At 53.6% G+C, this 16585-nt stretch carries 17 protein-coding genes; all 17 read right to left on the reverse strand.

The genetic code is table 11. The features are described 5' to 3' along the window. Positions 1-49 precede the first annotated feature (49 nt). The 17 genes from rfaE1 to ABHF33_RS16835 all read right to left on the reverse strand — a co-directional run bounded on the left by rfaE1 (position 50) and on the right by ABHF33_RS16835 (position 16581). On the reverse strand, positions 50-973 hold the full coding sequence (rfaE1, locus tag ABHF33_RS16755) for a D-glycero-beta-D-manno-heptose-7-phosphate kinase (protein ID WP_348945020.1): 924 nt from the start codon (positions 971-973) through the stop codon (positions 50-52). A 12-nt stretch (positions 974-985) separates the two neighbouring features. Then, on the reverse strand, positions 986-1684 hold the full coding sequence (pyrF, locus tag ABHF33_RS16760) for an orotidine-5'-phosphate decarboxylase (RefSeq protein WP_348945021.1): 699 nt from the start codon (positions 1682-1684) through the stop codon (positions 986-988). A gap of 91 nt (positions 1685-1775) precedes the next feature. Next, on the reverse strand, positions 1776-2951 hold the full coding sequence (lapB, locus tag ABHF33_RS16765; protein WP_348945022.1) for a lipopolysaccharide assembly protein LapB: 1176 nt from the start codon (positions 2949-2951) through the stop codon (positions 1776-1778). Positions 2952-2953: 2 nt separating this feature from the next. Then, positions 2954-3256 carry a LapA family protein gene (locus ABHF33_RS16770; protein WP_348945023.1) on the reverse strand — a complete coding sequence of 101 codons (303 nt, stop codon included), beginning with the start codon at positions 3254-3256 and terminating at the stop codon, positions 2954-2956. A 114-nt stretch (positions 3257-3370) separates the two neighbouring features. Then, on the reverse strand, positions 3371-3655 hold the full coding sequence (locus ABHF33_RS16775) for an integration host factor subunit beta (protein WP_157314767.1): 285 nt from the start codon (positions 3653-3655) through the stop codon (positions 3371-3373). A 25-nt stretch (positions 3656-3680) separates the two neighbouring features. Then, positions 3681-5375, reverse strand: coding sequence for a 30S ribosomal protein S1 (rpsA, locus tag ABHF33_RS16780; RefSeq protein WP_348945024.1), 1695 nt, complete (start codon positions 5373-5375; stop codon positions 3681-3683). 222 nt (positions 5376-5597) lie between these two features. Beyond that, positions 5598-6263 (reverse strand): (d)CMP kinase, encoded by a 666-nt coding sequence (gene cmk / locus ABHF33_RS16785; protein WP_348945025.1) that lies wholly within the window; start codon positions 6261-6263, stop codon positions 5598-5600. An 84-nt stretch (positions 6264-6347) separates the two neighbouring features. Next, a complete protein-coding gene (gene mgrA / locus ABHF33_RS16790; protein WP_348945026.1) occupies positions 6348-7337 on the reverse strand; it encodes an L-glyceraldehyde 3-phosphate reductase in 990 nt (329 codons plus the stop codon). A 20-nt stretch (positions 7338-7357) separates the two neighbouring features. Then, positions 7358-8236, reverse strand: coding sequence for a prephenate dehydrogenase (locus tag ABHF33_RS16795; protein ID WP_348945027.1), 879 nt, complete (start codon positions 8234-8236; stop codon positions 7358-7360). After that, positions 8233-8904 carry an META and DUF4377 domain-containing protein gene (locus ABHF33_RS16800; protein ID WP_348945028.1) on the reverse strand — a complete coding sequence of 224 codons (672 nt, stop codon included), beginning with the start codon at positions 8902-8904 and terminating at the stop codon, positions 8233-8235. The genes ABHF33_RS16795 and ABHF33_RS16800 overlap by 4 nt, the downstream gene beginning before the upstream one ends. Before the next feature lie 24 nt (positions 8905-8928). Continuing rightward, the gene (gene aroF, locus ABHF33_RS16805) at positions 8929-9933 is read right to left on the reverse strand and encodes a 3-deoxy-7-phosphoheptulonate synthase (protein ID WP_348945029.1); all 1005 of its coding nucleotides are present in this window, start codon (positions 9931-9933) and stop codon (positions 8929-8931) included. Positions 9934-10012: 79 nt separating this feature from the next. Next, a complete protein-coding gene (locus ABHF33_RS16810; RefSeq protein ID WP_348945030.1) occupies positions 10013-11161 on the reverse strand; it encodes an MFS transporter in 1149 nt (382 codons plus the stop codon). Between the two features lie 75 nt (positions 11162-11236). Continuing rightward, complete coding sequence (pgsA, locus tag ABHF33_RS16815) at positions 11237-11806, reverse strand: CDP-diacylglycerol--glycerol-3-phosphate 3-phosphatidyltransferase (protein WP_157314760.1); 570 nt, start codon at positions 11804-11806, stop codon at positions 11237-11239. Between the two features lie 190 nt (positions 11807-11996). After that, positions 11997-13331 (reverse strand): DUF3422 family protein, encoded by a 1335-nt coding sequence (locus ABHF33_RS16820; protein ID WP_348945031.1) that lies wholly within the window; start codon positions 13329-13331, stop codon positions 11997-11999. A 180-nt stretch (positions 13332-13511) separates the two neighbouring features. Continuing rightward, a complete protein-coding gene (gene rlmB, locus ABHF33_RS16825; protein ID WP_348946664.1) occupies positions 13512-14276 on the reverse strand; it encodes a 23S rRNA (guanosine(2251)-2'-O)-methyltransferase RlmB in 765 nt (254 codons plus the stop codon). Positions 14277-14474: 198 nt separating this feature from the next. Further along, a complete protein-coding gene (locus ABHF33_RS16830; protein ID WP_348945032.1) occupies positions 14475-15896 on the reverse strand; it encodes a sensor histidine kinase in 1422 nt (473 codons plus the stop codon). Further along, entirely contained in the window at positions 15883-16581 is a 699-nt protein-coding gene (locus ABHF33_RS16835; RefSeq protein WP_157314757.1) for a response regulator transcription factor, read from the reverse strand. Before ABHF33_RS16835 ends, ABHF33_RS16830 begins: the two co-directional genes overlap by 14 nt. Between the last annotated feature and the right edge of the window lie 4 nt (positions 16582-16585).

Below are 16585 nucleotides of genomic sequence, written 5' to 3' on the forward strand. Positions count from 1 at the left end.
CAAACTCAAAGGCTGGCATTAGCCTGCCTTTGAGTGGGGGTATAGTCCGCTAGAACAGCTCCTCTGCGCTCGCCACAGCAGTACCCAGCTTGGCAACCACAATGCCTGCCGCTTTGTTTGACCAATCCATCGCCTCGGGCAAATCAAGTCCGGCCGCCAGCATTAGCCCCAAAGTGGCGATCACTGTATCGCCAGCCCCTGAAACATCAAACACTTCACGGGCCTGCGTGGGCTTGTGAACGACTTCACCTTCCTTAAATAGCGTCATCCCTTCTTCACTGCGCGTCACCAGCAAGGCAGTCAAATCCAGCTGCTGGCGTAGCGCCTGGGCTTTTTCGGCTAGTTCGGCATCGCCTTTCCACGCGCCTGCTACTTGCCTAAATTCACTGCGATTCGGAGTGAGCAAGGTCGCGCCACGATAGGCCTGATACTCATCCCCTTTGGGGTCTACCAGCACTGGCTTGCCCGCCGCTCTGGCGATCTGGATCATATCTTGCACATGAGTCAGGGTGCCTTTGCCGTAATCGGACAAAATCACAACGTCGGTATCAAGCAGCGATGTTTTGAATTCGTCCAGTTTGGCTGCCAGTATTTCGTACCCCGGCAAGTCTTCAAAGTCGATCCGCAACAATTGTTGCTGCCGGGCGAGGACGCGCAATTTCACCGTGGTTGAAATATCCGGATCACGATGAAAACCTGTTTCAACGCCTGCAGCCAATAATAGTCGCTCCAGGCTATTTCCGGCTTCATCGGCCCCGATCACGGATAGTAGCTTGGCTTGCCCACCCAGCGAGACGATATTGCGTGCCACATTGGCCGCACCGCCAGCACGCTCATCGGTTTTGTTGATTTTGGCTACGGGCACCGGGGCCTCGGGCGAAATGCGCTCCACATCGCCAAACCAGTAGCGATCCAGCATGACATCGCCCACCACCAGCACCCTCGCGGATCTAACTCGGTCTTTCAGTGCCATTAGATACCCCGTTTAGCCGTGCAAAGTGGCGTTAATGGCTTGTAAAGTGGCTACCGGATCGGCGCTTTGCGTAATTGGGCGGCCAATCACCAGATAGTCCGACCCTGCTGCAATTGCAGCTGCGGGCGTCATAATGCGGGTTTGATCGTCAGCCGCGGCATCGGCAGGCCGAATTCCAGGCGTGATCAGTTTGAAATTCTGACCACAAGCTGCTTTCAATAGTGCAGATTCTTGTGCCGAGCACACGACACCATCCAGACCGCAAGACTGGGTCAGGCGCGCCAGCCGCTCGACCTGCTGCGCGGGCGTCACATTCAAGCCCAATTCGGCCAGCTCGTCACCGCCCATACTGGTCAGCACAGTGACCGCAATCAGCAGTGGCCGCTGCGGCAGTTTTTCCAGTGTCTCACGCGTCGTTTCCATCATTTTGCGACCACCTGAGGCGTGAACATTCACCATCCAGACACCCAGCTCGGCGGCCATTTTGCAAGCCTGAGCAACCGTATTGGGAATGTCGTGAAATTTCAAATCCAGAAAAACATCAAAACCTTGCGCAACCAAAGCTTCTACCAGTTGCGGGCCAGATGCAGTGAACAACTCTTTGCCCACTTTTAGGCGACACAATTGCGGTGTAACCGTTTTGGCAAAGGCCAAAGCTGCAGCCGCATCAGGATAGTCAAGCGCAACAACAACGCGTGGATCTAAAGACATACTCAATTACTCTTTTTAAATTTAACTAGCCAGACAAAATTGGTCATACACGGCTTGAACAACACTGCCGCAAGGCCGTGCAAGGTCATATTTATTCGTTTAGGTTTCGACGTTTTCCGCGGATAGGCGCATACGTTTCCCAGCCATTGCAGCCGGGGCAGTGCCAGAAAAACTGCCGGGTTTTAAAGCCGCATTCACGGCAGTAATACATGCTGTGCTCGCGCGTATTATCGTGCAGCAGCTTGCCGATCAGCTCGATTTCCGGCTTTTGATCATCCGGAGCAACCAATAAATGCGCCTCAAGCAGCTTGCGTAAACCCGGCATGGATGGTGAATCACGTAATCGCTCACGAACAAACAGATGCGCCGCCTCAACGCCCTTCGAAGCAATTAGATGCTCGTAGATCAGATCAATCACATCGAGCTCTGGGTAGCGCTGTAAAAAACGGATCAGCAGCGCAATGCCCTCTTCTAGCTGGTCGAGTTTTTCGTAAGCATTCATCAGGTTGCGAGCAACCAGTGACAAATAACTGGCGTCTTGCGTCTCAATCAATAGCAATTGATCAATTGCGCCCTGATAGTCTTGCTTGCCAAATAAGATTTCGCCCAGCATGAGTCTAGCCCTGACACAGGGGCGGTGCACATTGAGTGCGTTTTCCAGATAGTTCTGTGCCTGTTCGGTTTGATTGCGAATCAGAGCGGCAGCGGCAAGCTCACATTTGAACTGCGCAATTTCATGCTGATAGGTGTGACTTTCATCGCGCAGCTGCTCAGCAATCTCGATTGCTTTTTGCCACTCATGTTCCTGCTGGTAGATCGCGAGCAGCTCAACACGGGCCGCTTTGGCGGCATTGGTACCTGATAGCTCGTGCAGCAGATTTTCCGCCCGATCAAATAGGCCTGACTTGATAAAATCAATCGCCAAATCAAGTTGCGCCTGCTCTTTTTGCGGAATGGTCAAATCTCGGCGAGCCAGAAGCTTCTGATGCATGCGAATAGCGCGCTCAAGCTCACCCCGGCGCCGAAAGAGGTGCCCCAGGGTAAATTGCAGCTCGATTGTTTCTTCATGCTGTTTGGCAATATCAACATAGACTTCAATCGCCTTATTGGTTTCGCCCGATAATAAGTGATTCAGTCCTTTGAAATAGGCACTGGGTAGTGATTTGCTTTGGGCAATAACATGCTTGATATCAACCCGGGCAGCAAGCCAGCCTAGGCCAAAAAATAGCGGCAGAATAATCAGCCACCAGAATTGAATTTCTATCATTATTAAATGGCGTCTTTGGGTTGTTCAAGGGTTTGATCTGCTTGGACTGGGTGCATATTGACCCGGCTTTTTAATTCTTTGCGCAATTGAACCAATTCACGACGTAGACGAAACACCTGCCCGAGGCTGGCAAGCAAGCCAAATGTTGCGCCAACCACAAAAAAGATCAGCAAAATCATGGCCAGTGGCGCATTCCAGCTATACCCCAGGAAAAAGTTCAAATCAATGGGTGCTGCATTATGCATCGCAAAGCCAAACAGCATGGCAAAAATTAGAAATTTAAGAGCCCAGCCTAAATAATGCATTCGTCAAACTCCTGTTGTTTTGCCAATATTGTAGCTTATATTTGCTTTGCGCCTGAGTTGGCGCCAATAAAAAAGGCGACATCGAAGATGTCGCCTTTTATTTAGCACTTGCGTTTACGCTTCTGAATCGACGCGTTCACGCAGTTCTTTACCCGCTTTGAAGTGCGGCACAAATTTCTCCGGCACCGATACTTTGGTGCCCGATTTAGGGTTGCGCCCCACGCGTGGCGGGCGGTAGTTCAGGTCGAAGCTGCCAAATCCGCGGATTTCGATACGTTGACCCTGCGCAAGGCTACGCGCCATTGCATCGAGCATCGTCTTCACGGCTAACTCCGCATCTTTGGCTACCAGCTGTGGATAGCGTTCGGCCAGTTTTGCGATGAGTTCTGACTTGGTCATATTCTACTGCAATCCTTTTGAAGGCTTATTCAGCAGAACCTGACAACTTAGCTTTCAACAATGCACCCAAGCTTGTTGTGCCAGCATTGCCTTCGATAGTAGAAGACAGCTTGCTCATCGCTTCTGATTGGTCAGCAGAGTCTTTCGCTTTGATCGACAAGTTGATAGTACGAGTTTTACGATCAACGTTGATGATCTGAGCTTCAACTTCATCACCTTCTTTCAGAACGGTGCGGATGTCTTCAACGCGGTCGCGTGAAACTTCGGTCGAACGCAGGTAGCCTTCAACTTCTTCAGACAATGTAACTACAGCGCCTTTAGCGTCGAGGGATTTAACGATACCCTTAACGATTGCACCTTTGTCTGATTGAGAGATGAAGTTGTTGAATGGATCACCTTCCATCTGTTTGATGCCGAGGCTGATGCGCTCTTTCTCAACGTCGATAGACAGAACCATCGCTTCAACTTCGTCGCCTTTCTTGAAGTTGCGAACTGCTTCTTCGCCTGGAACATTCCAAGACAGGTCAGACAAGTGAACCAGACCGTCGATACCGCCAGCCAAGCCAACAAACACGCCGAAATCGGTGATCGATTTGATCGCGCCTTTCAGTTTGTCGCCTTTCTTGAAGTTAGCAGCGAAATCGTCCCATGGATTAGCCATGCACTGTTTCATGCCCAAGCTGATACGGCGTTTGTCTTCGTCGATATCCAGGATCATCACTTCAACTTCATCACCCAAAGAAACCACTTTAGATGGGTGAACGTTTTTGTTAGTCCAATCCATTTCAGAAACGTGTACCAGACCTTCGATACCTTGTTCGATTTCTACGAACGAACCGTAGTCAGTCAGGTTGGTGACTTTACCGAACATGCGAGTGCCTGATGGGTAACGACGTGACAGACCCACCCATGGATCTTCGCCCAATTGTTTCAGGCCGAGAGATACACGGTTTTTATCTTGATCAAATTTCAGAACTTTAGCTTCAAGTTCATCACCCACTGCCAATACTTCAGATGGGTGTTTAACACGGCGCCAAGCCAGGTCAGTGATGTGCAGCAGACCATCGATACCGCCCAAGTCAACGAATGCACCGTAGTCAGTGATATTTTTAACGATACCCTTAACGATCGAACCTTCTTTCAAGGTTTCTAGCAGTTTCTGACGCTCTTCGCCCAGAGAATCTTCCAGAACGGCGCGACGAGAAACTACAACGTTATTACGTTTGCGATCAAGTTTGATTACTTTGAATTCAACTTGTTTGCCTTCGTAAGGAGTCGTGTCTTTTACTGGACGAATGTCAACCAGTGAACCTGGCAAGAAAGCGCGCAGACCGTTAACCATCACAGTCAGGCCGCCTTTAACTTTACCGGAAATAACGCCAGACATGATTTCGCCACGTTCCAGGCAGTCTTCCAATTCGATCCAAGAAGCCAGACGTTTGGCTTTTTCGCGAGAAAGCTTAGTTTCGCCGTAACCGTTTTCGAGGCTATCGATTGCAACTGGTACGAAATCACCGATCTTAACGTCAACTTCGCCGTTGTCGTTTTTGAACTCTTCCAGAGGAATCAGTGATTCAGATTTCAGACCTGCATTTACAGTAACAAAGTTGCTGTCGATGCCTACAACCTCGGCAGTAATCACTTCACCCGAACGCATTTCTTGACGGGTTAGGCTTTCCTCAAACAGGGCTGCAAAGCTTTCCATAGTAGCGGTAGTCATTAGTGGAAAATTCCATTTGCTGTCGAAACCAATCCAAACCTAGATTTGAACCAGCCACAGCGGGTTAGTTAGTCAAAACCAGAACACAAAAGGTGAGCTGGCTAATAGAAAAGCCCGAACACAATTGGTACTGTGCTGCGGGCAAACAGCCAATTTAGCAAAACCTAAATTGGAATCTGAGCATTCTAAAGAAAAATACTTATTTGATCAAGTGTTTAGCACTTATTTTCTCTGGCTCCACCATAGCAAAACCTGTGCCACCGCAGCATCGATGCCCATCTCAGTTGTATCAAGTAAGTAAGCGTCATTCGCTTGCGCCAATGGTGCTACGGCGCGCGCTCGATCTCGCTCATCGCGCGCCTCCAGATCGGCCGTAATCACCGCCAAATCGGCACCTTCACCACGAGTAATCAATTGCTTGTAACGCCGCTCGGCACGCGCACTAGCACTGGCGGTGAGAAAAATTTTCAGCGGCGCAACAGGAAAAACGACTGAAGCCATATCGCGCCCGTCGGCGACCAGCCCCGGCGCATTGGCAAACGCTTGCTGGCGTGCTAGCAAGGCGGCCCGCACTTTCGGCAAGGCGGCAATTTGCGACGCTCCCGAGCCGATTTCTTCGCTACGGATCGTGTTGCTAACGTCGACGCCTGCCAGTAAAATGGTTTCTCCGTTAAATACTACATCCAGGTATTGAGCTGTAGACGATACTGCATCTTCGTCAGACCAAGATACCCCTTGTTGCTGCGCTGCCAGCGCCGTTAAGCGGTAGATCGCACCCGAATCCAGATAATGAAAGCCCAGTGCTTGAGCAACACGCTGGGCAACTGTGCCTTTGCCGGAAGCGGATGGGCCGTCGATGGCAATTACAGGAATCGGGTTCTGCGTCATATCGGTCTCGTGGTGTTAAGTTCGTCGCTAATAAAAAGGCCGGAAAACATTCCGGCCGTCATTGTAGCGATTTAAATGATGCGCTTAAACCTGCTGCAGAATCAATTCAATCTGTTTTAATTCGTCAGCATTAAAAGCCAGATTACTTACTGCGCCTACATTTTCCTCGATTTGTGCTACCCGGCTCGCGCCAATAATCACCGATGTTACCGTTTGCAAGGCCCATGCCAGCGACATTTGCGCTAGCGATTGGCCGCGAGCAAGTGCAATCTCGTTCAGCGCCTTGATTTGCGCCAGCCGCAATTCGACTTTATCGCTAGTCAGAAAATGGTTTTGCACGTCTGCGGCACGCGAATCGGCCGGAATGCCGTTCAGATAGCGATCGGTCAATAGCCCCTGCGCCAACGGGCAAAACGCGATACTGCCGATTTGCTCCTGGCGCAAGACATCGGTTAAGCCATTTTCTATCCAGCGATCAAACATCGAGAACGAAGGCTGATGAATCAGGCACGGCGTGCCAAGCTCTTTTAGCACTTTGGCCGCAATAGCGGTTTCCTCAGCTGAATACGATGAAATACCAACGTACAGCGCCTTCCCTTGGCGCACCAGGCTATCGAGCGCACCCATTGTTTCTTCAATCGGCGTATCTGGGTCTGGCCGGTGTGAGTAGAAAATATCGACGTAATCGAGCCCCATGCGTTTCAGGCTTTGATCACAGCTGGCAATCAGGTATTTGCGGCTACCCAAATCGCCATAGGGGCCTGGCCACATTTCCCAGCCCGCCTTACTGCTGATGATCAGCTCATCGCGATACACCGCCAGATCGGTTTTTAGCAAACGCCCCATCGTTTCTTCGGCTGCGCCGGGCTTGGGGCCGTAATTATTCGCCAGATCAAAATGCGTAATACCCAGATCGAAAGCACGCAGCACCATCGCGCGGCTATTATCGAATGGTTTGTTGTCGCCAAAATTGTGCCACATGCCCAAAGACAGGGCCGGTAGTTTCAGGCCGCTGCGACCACAGCGACGGTAAGGCATCGTTTCATAGCGATTTGAAGCAGCTTGATAAGTCATCACAATCCTTGGCGGAGTAATCAAATGCGTTTTTTGCCCCAGGCACTACGCGCCTGACTGGCCTGATTAATGTATTCGGTTAATGCGTCCGACTCGCCGACCTCAATGAGCGCAATCAGCGACTGCAGCTGCGCCACATTGGCTCGCAAATCAGTCAGGATTGCATCCCGATTGGCCAGTGTAATGTCGCGCCACATTTCCGGGTGTGATCCAGCGATGCGAGTAAAGTCACGAAAACCGGTGCCGGCAAAATCCAGACACTGCTCGCCATTATCCTTACCCAGCACAGCATTCATATAGGCGAAAGACACTAGATGCGGTACATGGCTAACCGCAGCAAAAACGCCATCGTGCGTTGCGGCGTCCATTTCATAAACAATCGCCCCGCAGGCCTGCCATAGCGTGCGCACCGTTCCCAGAGCCTCAGCCGAGGTTTCCGCCAAGGGCGTCAAAACAATGCGACGACCTTCATACAGGCCATACGTTGCTGCGCTTGCGCCCGACAAATCGGAACCTGCAATCGGATGCCCCGGCACGCAGCTTGCCAGCTGATTGGGCAAAAATTGCCGGTAGAGCGCGCAAACATCCTGCTTGGTTGAGCCGCCATCAGTCACAATGCAGTGCGGCGGCAAATGTGGCGCAATCTGTGCCATCAGCGCGTCCATCTGGCCGACTGGTGTACCGAGAAACACCAGATCAGCGCCCTGCACGGCTTGCGCTGCGTCATGGCTGGCGACATCAATCACCCGCAACTCAATTGCACGAGCCAGATTAGCCGCATTGCGACCAACGCCGACCACTTCGCCAACCAATCGCGCCCGCTTAAGCGCCAGCGAGAAAGAGCCACCAATCAAGCCTGTACCCAGCAGAACCAGTTTGTTGATTTTTTGGGCGCTCATCGGCTTGATAACACTTTGACTAGACTGGTTTTGATGCTGCTGGCATCGGCTGGCGGATTGGCAATCTGCTCCTCGCGCACCTTCAACTTGTAGCGCTTGCCTTCTTGCCAATCAAAACCGGTGATCTCGCCATAAAAATTGAGCCACTGGCTATTTTTGCTGGTTTTATGTTGCAGACACTGCGTTTTCATTACGCCTGCGACGCAATCTTTCTTGCGTGGCCCCACCCAGATCACCTTCTCAACGGGCTTGGCAATCAGTATAAATTGCAGCGATTGATTAGCCTGATCACGCAAAACCAGGCCCGATGGTGCTATGCGTTCAAGCGCACTAGCTCGATTTAAGGCATTTAAGAATGCCTGCTCTTGCTGCATTACTGCCGGGTACGGGCACAGTTTGCGCGTGCTGGCGACAGGACCAATGCGCAGTGGCTCGGCAGTCAGTTTGCTGTGAAAACGGTTACAACCGGCAAAACCGGACAGTTTGCCATCGGCCGAAATTGTCAGCGTAATGGCTGCTTGATCAAATGATGAAACAGGCTGGGCGTTCAGCTCGACCAATTGATACTTACCAGTCAGCTGAGTCGCCGCCGTGGTACTCGTGGCACTGGCTACAGTGGCAGTCTGCAGGCTGGCTAGAGCCGCCAGAGTCAGCATTAATTTATTCATATTTTTCCTAGCGTATTTTTAGGCTTAGATGGAACGGCCCACTGCCAGCGCAATCGCGCCCAAGGTGGTCATCAGCTCGTTCAGTTGCGGCGGCGACAGCGCCTGATCGGCGTCGCACCAGGCCTCGGCTGGGTTGGGGTGCATTTCGATCAGCAGGCCATCCGCACCAGCGGCTACCGCCGCTAGCGCCAGCGCAGGCACCATCCAGGCTTTGCCGCCCGCGTGGCTTGGGTCAACAATCACTGGCAGATGCGTTTCGCGCTTTAAAACCGGTATCGCCGTCACATCGAGCACATTACGGTACGCAGTTTCAAACGTGCGGATGCCGCGCTCGCAGAAAATAATATTGTGATTGCCGCCTGCGGCAATGTATTCGGCGGCCATCAGCCATTCGTTAATGGTGGCTGACAAGCCGCGCTTGAGAATAATCGGCTTGTTGACGCGCCCTACTTCTTTGAGCAAGTCAAAATTTTGCATATTGCGCGCGCCGATCTGGATGACGTCAACGTCGTATTCCATAAAGGTATCGAGCATGCGTACGTCCATCAGCTCGGTCACGATAGGCAGATTGTGACGTCTGGCTGCCGTTTGGAACATCTCCAAGCCCTCGACACCCAGGCCCTGAAATGCATACGGGCTCGTTCGCGGCTTGAAAGCGCCACCACGCATCAACCGGCAGCCTGCTGCGGCCACACCAGCGGCGGCTTCGTCCATTTGCGGCTGCGTTTCAATCGAGCAAGGCCCGCCAATCACTTGAATTTGCTGGCCACCCAGCGGGATGCCGCAAATCTGGATAATCGAGCCCGCCGGATGCGTATCGCGCGATACGATTTTGTATTGCTTCATGATCCGCGTGACACGCTCGACGCCGGGCAGGATTTCAAAGCGCGAAGCATCCAGCAGGTCTTCGTCACCCATCGCACCAATAATCACCAGCTCCGAGCCACGCGAAACATGTTCTTTGAGGCCGGACTCACGAATCAGGCCGACCACGGCGGCCACCTGCGCATCGGTGGCCGAAAGTTTCATTACAATAATCATTGCACGTCCTTTTTTCTGGGTATATGCCGCTAGTCTAGTGCTGATCAGCCCTGCAAGCCAATACCCTTTACTCAATCTTTGGCAGGCCGCGCCAGGCAATAATACCACCCAGAGCACACGATAGCGCAGCCAAACTAAACACCCATTCTCCACCCAGTGACTGCCAAGCCAGCCCTGCCAGTATGCCACCCAGGCTGCCGCCAATCCCAAACGACATCGCAATATACAGCGCTTGCCCCTTGGCCTGATGACGACCAGTAAAGTAGCGGTGAATATAGGCCATATTCACGGCGTGATTACTGCCAAAAGTGAATGCATGCGCCAATTGGGCCAGCAAGAGCAACGGCAGCGAGGCAATGCCCCAGGCAATGACCCCGAAGCGCGCCGCACCAATCGCCAAGCCAAACAGCAGGATCATTTTCTGGCTAAAGCGCAGATTTAGCCGTGGCATCAGCCAGAAAATCGCAATTTCAGCCAGTACGCCCAGCGTCCAGAACCAGGCAATGGTGCTTTTGCTATACCCTTGATCGGCCACGTAAATCGAATAAAAGCTGTAATAAGGCCCGTGCGCCAAGGCCATCAGAAAGCACGATGCCAGCAGCGATTGCACTTCACGTTGACGCAGAATCTCGCCAAATCCGGCCTGTGTGTTCTGGGTGACTGGCGTGGACGGCGCTTCGGGCACCCACCAGCAATACAGCGCCAGACTGGCCATAATCGCAATCACCGACATGGGCAAGACGGCAACGCCTTGCGCCTCGATCAGATAGCCTGCTGTCATCGTGGCGACGACAAAACCGATCGAGCCCCAGATGCGCAAGCGCGAATACGCGCCCGAATCGCCTTTAAGCAGGCTCATCGCTGTCGCCTCAACCAGCGGCAGCGCGGCGCTCCAGAAAAAGCTACCTAAAAAGACCGCGATAAAAATCGGCCAGAAGCTTTGCGCCACCAGCAGCGGGATAAAAAACAACAGCCCGCACGCTCCCGCCAGCCGCAGAATCAGCTGGCGCTTGCCGCTGCGATCAGCCAGCCAACCCCAAAGAGCTGGCGCATAAATCCGGTTGATTTGCGTCAGACTGGTTAGAATGCCGATTTGCCAGGCAGGAAAAGCCAGACCTGCCAGATACAGCCCCCAGTACGGGGAAAAGATGCCGTTGAAAGCGAAATAGCAGAAGTAAAAGCCGGCAATAGCCAGCAAGGCAAAGTTTTTGGGCATTTATACCCTACGGGGTATCTTCATCAAGCTCAATCCGTATACCACCCACAAGGCAATACATCATAGATCGGCGGCTTACTGATTTTTAAATTGCTCGGCAGCGACACGCAGATAGTAAAACATCGACACAATCGTCAGAATGCCTGCCAGATACAGCGCAATCGTGCCTAGGAGTGGCGTTGAAACATGCGGCACCAGCGGCTCCCACCACAGCAAGAGCAAAATGGCGACCATTTGTGCGGTGGTTTTCAGCTTGCCGATCATATTGACCGCGACGGACTTGGACTTACCCAATTGCGCCATCCACTCGCGCAGCGCCGAAATAGTGATTTCGCGGCCAATGATAATCACCGCCAGCCACGACGGCGCGCGGTCGATCTCGACCAGCAGAATCAGTGCAGCAGCAACCATCAGCTTGTCGGCAACCGGATCAAGAAACGCGCCAAACTGGCTGGTCTGATTCCAGCGCCGCGCCAGAAAACCATCAAACCAGTCCGTGACTGCCGCCAGCGCAAACAGCAGCGTGCCAACGATATTTTGCCAAACCAGCGGATATTCGGCTTGCGGCAGATAAAACACGCCAACAAACACGGGAATCAGCGCGACGCGCAGCCAGGTGAGGATAATCGGTAAATTTAAAGGCATAGTTAACTACTGTTGGGGTCGCAGTGCGGCGCTGTATTAAATATCGTGGCCAGCCCTGACCCGCAGGGTGACAAAAGCCGGATTGTAACTGTTTTCGCCTGTTCTTGCTCCGGGCATTTTCGGTACTGCAGCGAAGCGGGCTTCGCTGATGTCGGTGGTAATTCAGAACGCACCCAATCCACGGCCATGGTCAGGAATGCAGATCTGAACTGCTCGAACGATGAGCCAGCCGCCGAACCCGGCGCATCCCCAGTACCAACACACCGACCACCAAGGGAATCAGCAGCGCGCTCGTTAGCTCGACATTCAGATGCACGCCTGCCGCTTTTAGCCCTTTCAAGCCATATACCAGCAGCCCGATGACGTAGTAGCTGATGGCCGCGACCGACAAGCCCTCCACGGTTTCCTGCAGGCGCAATTGCAAATTGGCACGTTGTGACATGGCGGAGAGGATGCTCTGATTTTGCTGCTCCAGCGTCACATCGACACGGGTGCGCAGCAGTAAGGTGGCGCGGCTAACACGCTCGGCCAGCTCGCGTTGCCGCCGCGCGACCACCTGACAATGCTCCAACGCCGGCATCAGTCGGCGGGTCAAAAACTGCGTGAACGGCTGCAAGCCCTGAATGCGGAACTCGCGCAATTCGCCCAGCCGTCGCAGCACGATTTCGTAGTAGGCGTGCGAAGCACTAAAACGATAATCGGTTTGCGACAAAGCGCTTTCGATTTGTGCCGAGAGCTGCGTCAATCGATCAAGCAATTGCGGCTCGTCTGCGGCTCTGGCGTGCGAAATGCTACTGGTTAGTTCGGCCAGCTCGCGATCGGCCGCCATCAGCTCGGGCGAAATTGTGTCTGCCAGCGGTGGCGCGAGCATTGCTAGGCTGCGATAGCTTTCGATGTCAAACAAGCGCTGTAACATCCGCCCCGCTTGGCGTCGCCCCATAAAACGATCGGCCAGCAAATAGCGGACAAAACCATTTTCAGCTTGCTGAAAATCGCTATACACCATGCCCGCGCCGTCACCGATCTCCGCGCCAACCAGCTCATTGCCGGCAAAATAGTGCTTGGCCAACGACGGTAAAGTGGGCGGCAACGCCGTATGCGGCAGAACCAGCGCATGGATGGCCACCAGCATATTGCCCGGCAGTTGCGCCAGCCAGTCGGCAGGCAGCTCGGCCAGCGCCGGACACGCAAACGGCACCTCGCCTTCCGTGAACGCCGCGCTGACGCTCAGGCTGGAAAACTCGCTATAGCGCATCCACAGCAAGCGGCAATGACCGAGATCGAGGCTGAAGTGATTGACATGCGGCTCTGGCGGCAACTGGCCATAGTGCCGCGCCAGCTGGCCGATTAGCCATTGCTCGTTAGCCAGGCTCAGATGGTGATTCAAATAAGCCAGATGGCTGATGCGCCCCGGCGTTGGCAAGTGCGGATAGGGTGAGGAATGCGTTTCGCGCGCCATCGTGCGCCGTTGCGAATGCTCGCGCAGGCGAAATTCAAAGCGGGTGCTGGCAGTGGTGCTTGGCATTTTGTCCTCCAGAATGGCGTAGTACTGACAATCTGGATTTAGCATAAGGCATGCCAAGTAATGACCAAAGGGTATTACTGAGCAGATCAATAGCTAATTGATCTACAGAGCAATACCCCTTGGGTTAAAGCTAAGCGCATCCGTCTGCGCACCGAATTGGCGCGTCAAACTGAAACAATATTACGTAGTTGGTGCGCTTTTCTTGGCCGCAACGAGACGCTGACGACGGCTTTCCGACAGCACAATCCCCGTCGCCACCGACACATTCAGGCTTTCAACCGAACCAAACATTGGAATCGACACCAGCGTATCGCACAACTCACGCGTCAGGCGGCGCATGCCGTCGCCCTCGTTGCCCAGCACCCACGCCACCGGGCCAGTTTGATCGTAGCTGAACAGATCGCAAGAGCCTTCGGCATCGGTGCCGACAATCCAGATGCCGCGCTCTTTCAGATCGCGGATCGTGCGCGCCAGATTCGTCACCATCACATACGGAACGACTTCGGCCGCGCCGCAGGCCACTTTCGACACCGTTGCGTTAATGCCAACGCATTTATCTTTCGGTGCAATCACCGCGTGCACGCCCATTGCATCGGCGACGCGCAAGCAAGCACCCAGATTATGCGGATCAGTAATGCCGTCCAGAATCAGCAGAAATGCTGGTTCGTCCAGATCATCAAGCACGTCTTCAATCGACAGATAGCTGCGCTCGGTGTCGATCATCGCCGCAACGCCTTGGTGGCGAACGTGCCCAGCCAAGCCGTCGAGACGATCCGACGACATTGGGGTGACTTTCTGATCGGCGTCTTTGGCGGCTTTAAGCAGATCCTTCATCCGCGGGTCGGTACGCTCGCTGCTGACGTACAACTCCAGCACACTATCGGGAAAGCGACGCAAACGGGCGGTAACGGCGTGAAAGCCGTGGATGATTTTCTTTTGCATAATGGACAAAGCCGGACATTCTAAAAGCTAGGATTTTACGAGGTTTTAGCCAAAAAATCCTGAATAGATTTGGAGCAGAAAAATAAGCTGCTGGCGCTCAATCGAGCGCCAGCACTTACAGGGGAGTGCTGGCTGGCATGGCCCATCAAGGCAAGGCGGCACTGAGCCTACTGAAAACCTGGATACACCAGCCGGTGTGGGTCAAACCGTGGCGAGATTTTTTGGCAGAACAACGTGGACAATCAGGCCATGCGGCACGGCATCTTTCAATTCGACCTTGCCGCTGTGGCGCTCGACGATTTCGCGCACAATCGCCATCCCCAAACCGCAACCGTTACCGGTTTGTTCGCGGCGGAAGAAGCGCTCAAAAACGCGCTGCTTGTCGGCATCGGGAATGCCCGCACCATTGTCTTCCACGTCAACAAGATACTGCTGCTCGTTTTCAGTTAGCCGCACGGTCACGCTACCGTCGCGCGGGATGTATTTGATGGCGTTTTCCACCAGATTGATAAACAGCTCTCGCAGCAAGGCCGAATTACCTTCAATCCACGCCTCGCTGACCAGGCAATCGCAACCCAGATCAATACGCGCAGCCAGCGCGCGCGGCACCAGCTCGCCGGTCAGGTCGCGAATCAGGCGCGCCAGATCCATTTTGACTTTTGGAATGCCGTTGAGGCTGCCGGGCTCGGAGCGTGCCAGCGTGAGCAATTGATTCACCAGGTGAATACTGCGCGTTGCACTGGTGTGCACCATATTGAGCCGGTCGCGCAGCCCTTCGGGGCTATTCTCACGCATGGCCAGCTCGGTTTGCGATTTCAACCCCGCCAGCGGTGTGCGTAGCTGATGCGCGGCGTCGGCAATAAAGCGGCGCTGGCGATTCATACTCTCTTCGGTGCTGGCCAGCAACTGGTTCAGCGCGCTGGATAATGCGTTTAATTCTTCTGGCGCATTGTCCAGCGACAAAGGCGATAAATCCTGCGCTTGCCGCGTTTCAACCAGCAGCTTAAGCGTGCGCAGTGGCTTTAAACTGTGTCGAACACCGAACCAGACCAACACGCTGACCAGCAACAGCATCGGCACCAGCGGCAGTGCCATATTCAGCAGATAGCGCTGAAAAGCCTGCGACTGGGCGGCGGTATCTTTGGCGATTTCGATCTGGATAGCGGGCAGATTGCGACTGGCAAGTTGCTGGATATGCAGCACGCGATGTGGCTCTTGCGCAACCTTCACTTCATGGACTTCATGAATAGTAGCGGCGCTTTCGCTCACTTCGCTGGCAAACGCGCGCAGTGGCTGCCCCAGAATCAGCTCACCCCCAACCTGCACGGCTAGATGAACATTTTCATCGGCCACGGCGGCAAAGAGCTGGCGACTTTGTGCCGTCAGCACTGCGGGATCAAGGCTTTGCTGCTTGTCGGGAGCAGATTGTGCTGCTTGTAGCGATTGTGAAATCTGTTGGGCGATGACGCGACCAAGGCGCATCAGCGCTGCGTCATTGCTTTCATTGGCAAATTGAAATGAGGCCAGATAAATGACAGCTGCCCCTGCTGACCATAAGGCAAGCAAGGGCAACACGGTCCATAACAAGATCTGGCGCTGTAAAGATTGCTTAGTTACTTGCATCCGCGGCCAAAGGTTGCTGTTTTTCGAGAAGGTAACCCAGACCACGAATCGTGCGGATTACAACACCACATGGTTCCAGTTTTTTGCGCAGGCGATGTACGTACACCTCGATGGCATTCAGACCCACTTCGGCGTTTTCATTGCCCAGCTCGCTCACGATTTGCTCTTTAGTCACCACGCGGTCGATATTGGACATCAAAATTTCCAGCACCGTCAGTTCGCGAGCCGACAAATCGAGCGGAGAATCATTGCACCATGCGCGCTGACCGGCGCGATCCAGGCGCAGATTGCCCAGTTGCTGCACCGATTGCGGCAAGATTTGGCTGCGGCGCAACAAGGCACGCAGACGCGCTTCCAGCTCAGAAAACTCGAAAGGTTTGGTCAGGTAGTCGTCGGCACCGGCGTCCAGACCCGCAACACGCTCGTCCAGACCATCCAGCGCCGTCAAGATCAGGATAGGCAAGGAAGGTTTGTGCTGGCGCACATTGCGCAATACAGTCAGACCGTCCATATTGGGTAGGCCAATATCGAGCACCACGGCGTCATAGTCGTTGTGCAGCAAGATTTGCAGGGCCAGAGCGCCATCATTCACGCAATCGCACTGAAATTCGGCTTGTGACAAGCTGGTTTTCAGCGCATCGGCCAGAATCAGATCGTCTTCAGCCAGAAATAGACGTGTAGCCATTGGT

This window comes from Chitinibacter sp. FCG-7, assembly GCF_040047665.1.
Classification (GTDB): domain Bacteria; phylum Pseudomonadota; class Gammaproteobacteria; order Burkholderiales; family Chitinibacteraceae; genus Chitinibacter; species Chitinibacter mangrovi.

Bases quoted from the DNA above. Each gene is read 5' to 3' on its own strand.
- ABHF33_RS16835 (WP_157314757.1), bottom strand. From the start codon at position 16,581: ATGGCTACACGTCTATTTCTGGCTGAAGACGATCTGATTCTGGCCGAT.
- rpsA (WP_348945024.1), bottom strand. From the start codon at position 5,375: ATGACTACCGCTACTATGGAAAGCTTTGCAGCCCTGTTTGAGGAAAGC.
- ABHF33_RS16830 (WP_348945032.1), bottom strand. From the start codon at position 15,896: ATGCAAGTAACTAAGCAATCTTTACAGCGCCAGATCTTGTTATGGACC.
- mgrA (WP_348945026.1), bottom strand. From the start codon at position 7,337: ATGACTTATCAAGCTGCTTCAAATCGCTATGAAACGATGCCTTACCGT.
- ABHF33_RS16820 (WP_348945031.1), bottom strand. From the start codon at position 13,331: ATGCCAAGCACCACTGCCAGCACCCGCTTTGAATTTCGCCTGCGCGAG.
- ABHF33_RS16775 (WP_157314767.1), bottom strand. From the start codon at position 3,655: ATGACCAAGTCAGAACTCATCGCAAAACTGGCCGAACGCTATCCACAG.
- lapB (WP_348945022.1), bottom strand. From the start codon at position 2,951: ATGATAGAAATTCAATTCTGGTGGCTGATTATTCTGCCGCTATTTTTT.
- ABHF33_RS16800 (WP_348945028.1), bottom strand. From the start codon at position 8,904: ATGAATAAATTAATGCTGACTCTGGCGGCTCTAGCCAGCCTGCAGACT.
- rfaE1 (WP_348945020.1), bottom strand. From the start codon at position 973: ATGGCACTGAAAGACCGAGTTAGATCCGCGAGGGTGCTGGTGGTGGGC.
- aroF (WP_348945029.1), bottom strand. From the start codon at position 9,933: ATGAAACTTTCGGCCACCGATGCGCAGGTGGCCGCCGTGGTCGGCCTG.
- ABHF33_RS16810 (WP_348945030.1), bottom strand. From the start codon at position 11,161: ATGCCCAAAAACTTTGCCTTGCTGGCTATTGCCGGCTTTTACTTCTGC.
- cmk (WP_348945025.1), bottom strand. From the start codon at position 6,263: ATGACGCAGAACCCGATTCCTGTAATTGCCATCGACGGCCCATCCGCT.
- pyrF (WP_348945021.1), bottom strand. From the start codon at position 1,684: ATGTCTTTAGATCCACGCGTTGTTGTTGCGCTTGACTATCCTGATGCG.
- ABHF33_RS16770 (WP_348945023.1), bottom strand. From the start codon at position 3,256: ATGCATTATTTAGGCTGGGCTCTTAAATTTCTAATTTTTGCCATGCTG.
- ABHF33_RS16795 (WP_348945027.1), bottom strand. From the start codon at position 8,236: ATGAGCGCCCAAAAAATCAACAAACTGGTTCTGCTGGGTACAGGCTTG.
- pgsA (WP_157314760.1), bottom strand. From the start codon at position 11,806: ATGCCTTTAAATTTACCGATTATCCTCACCTGGCTGCGCGTCGCGCTG.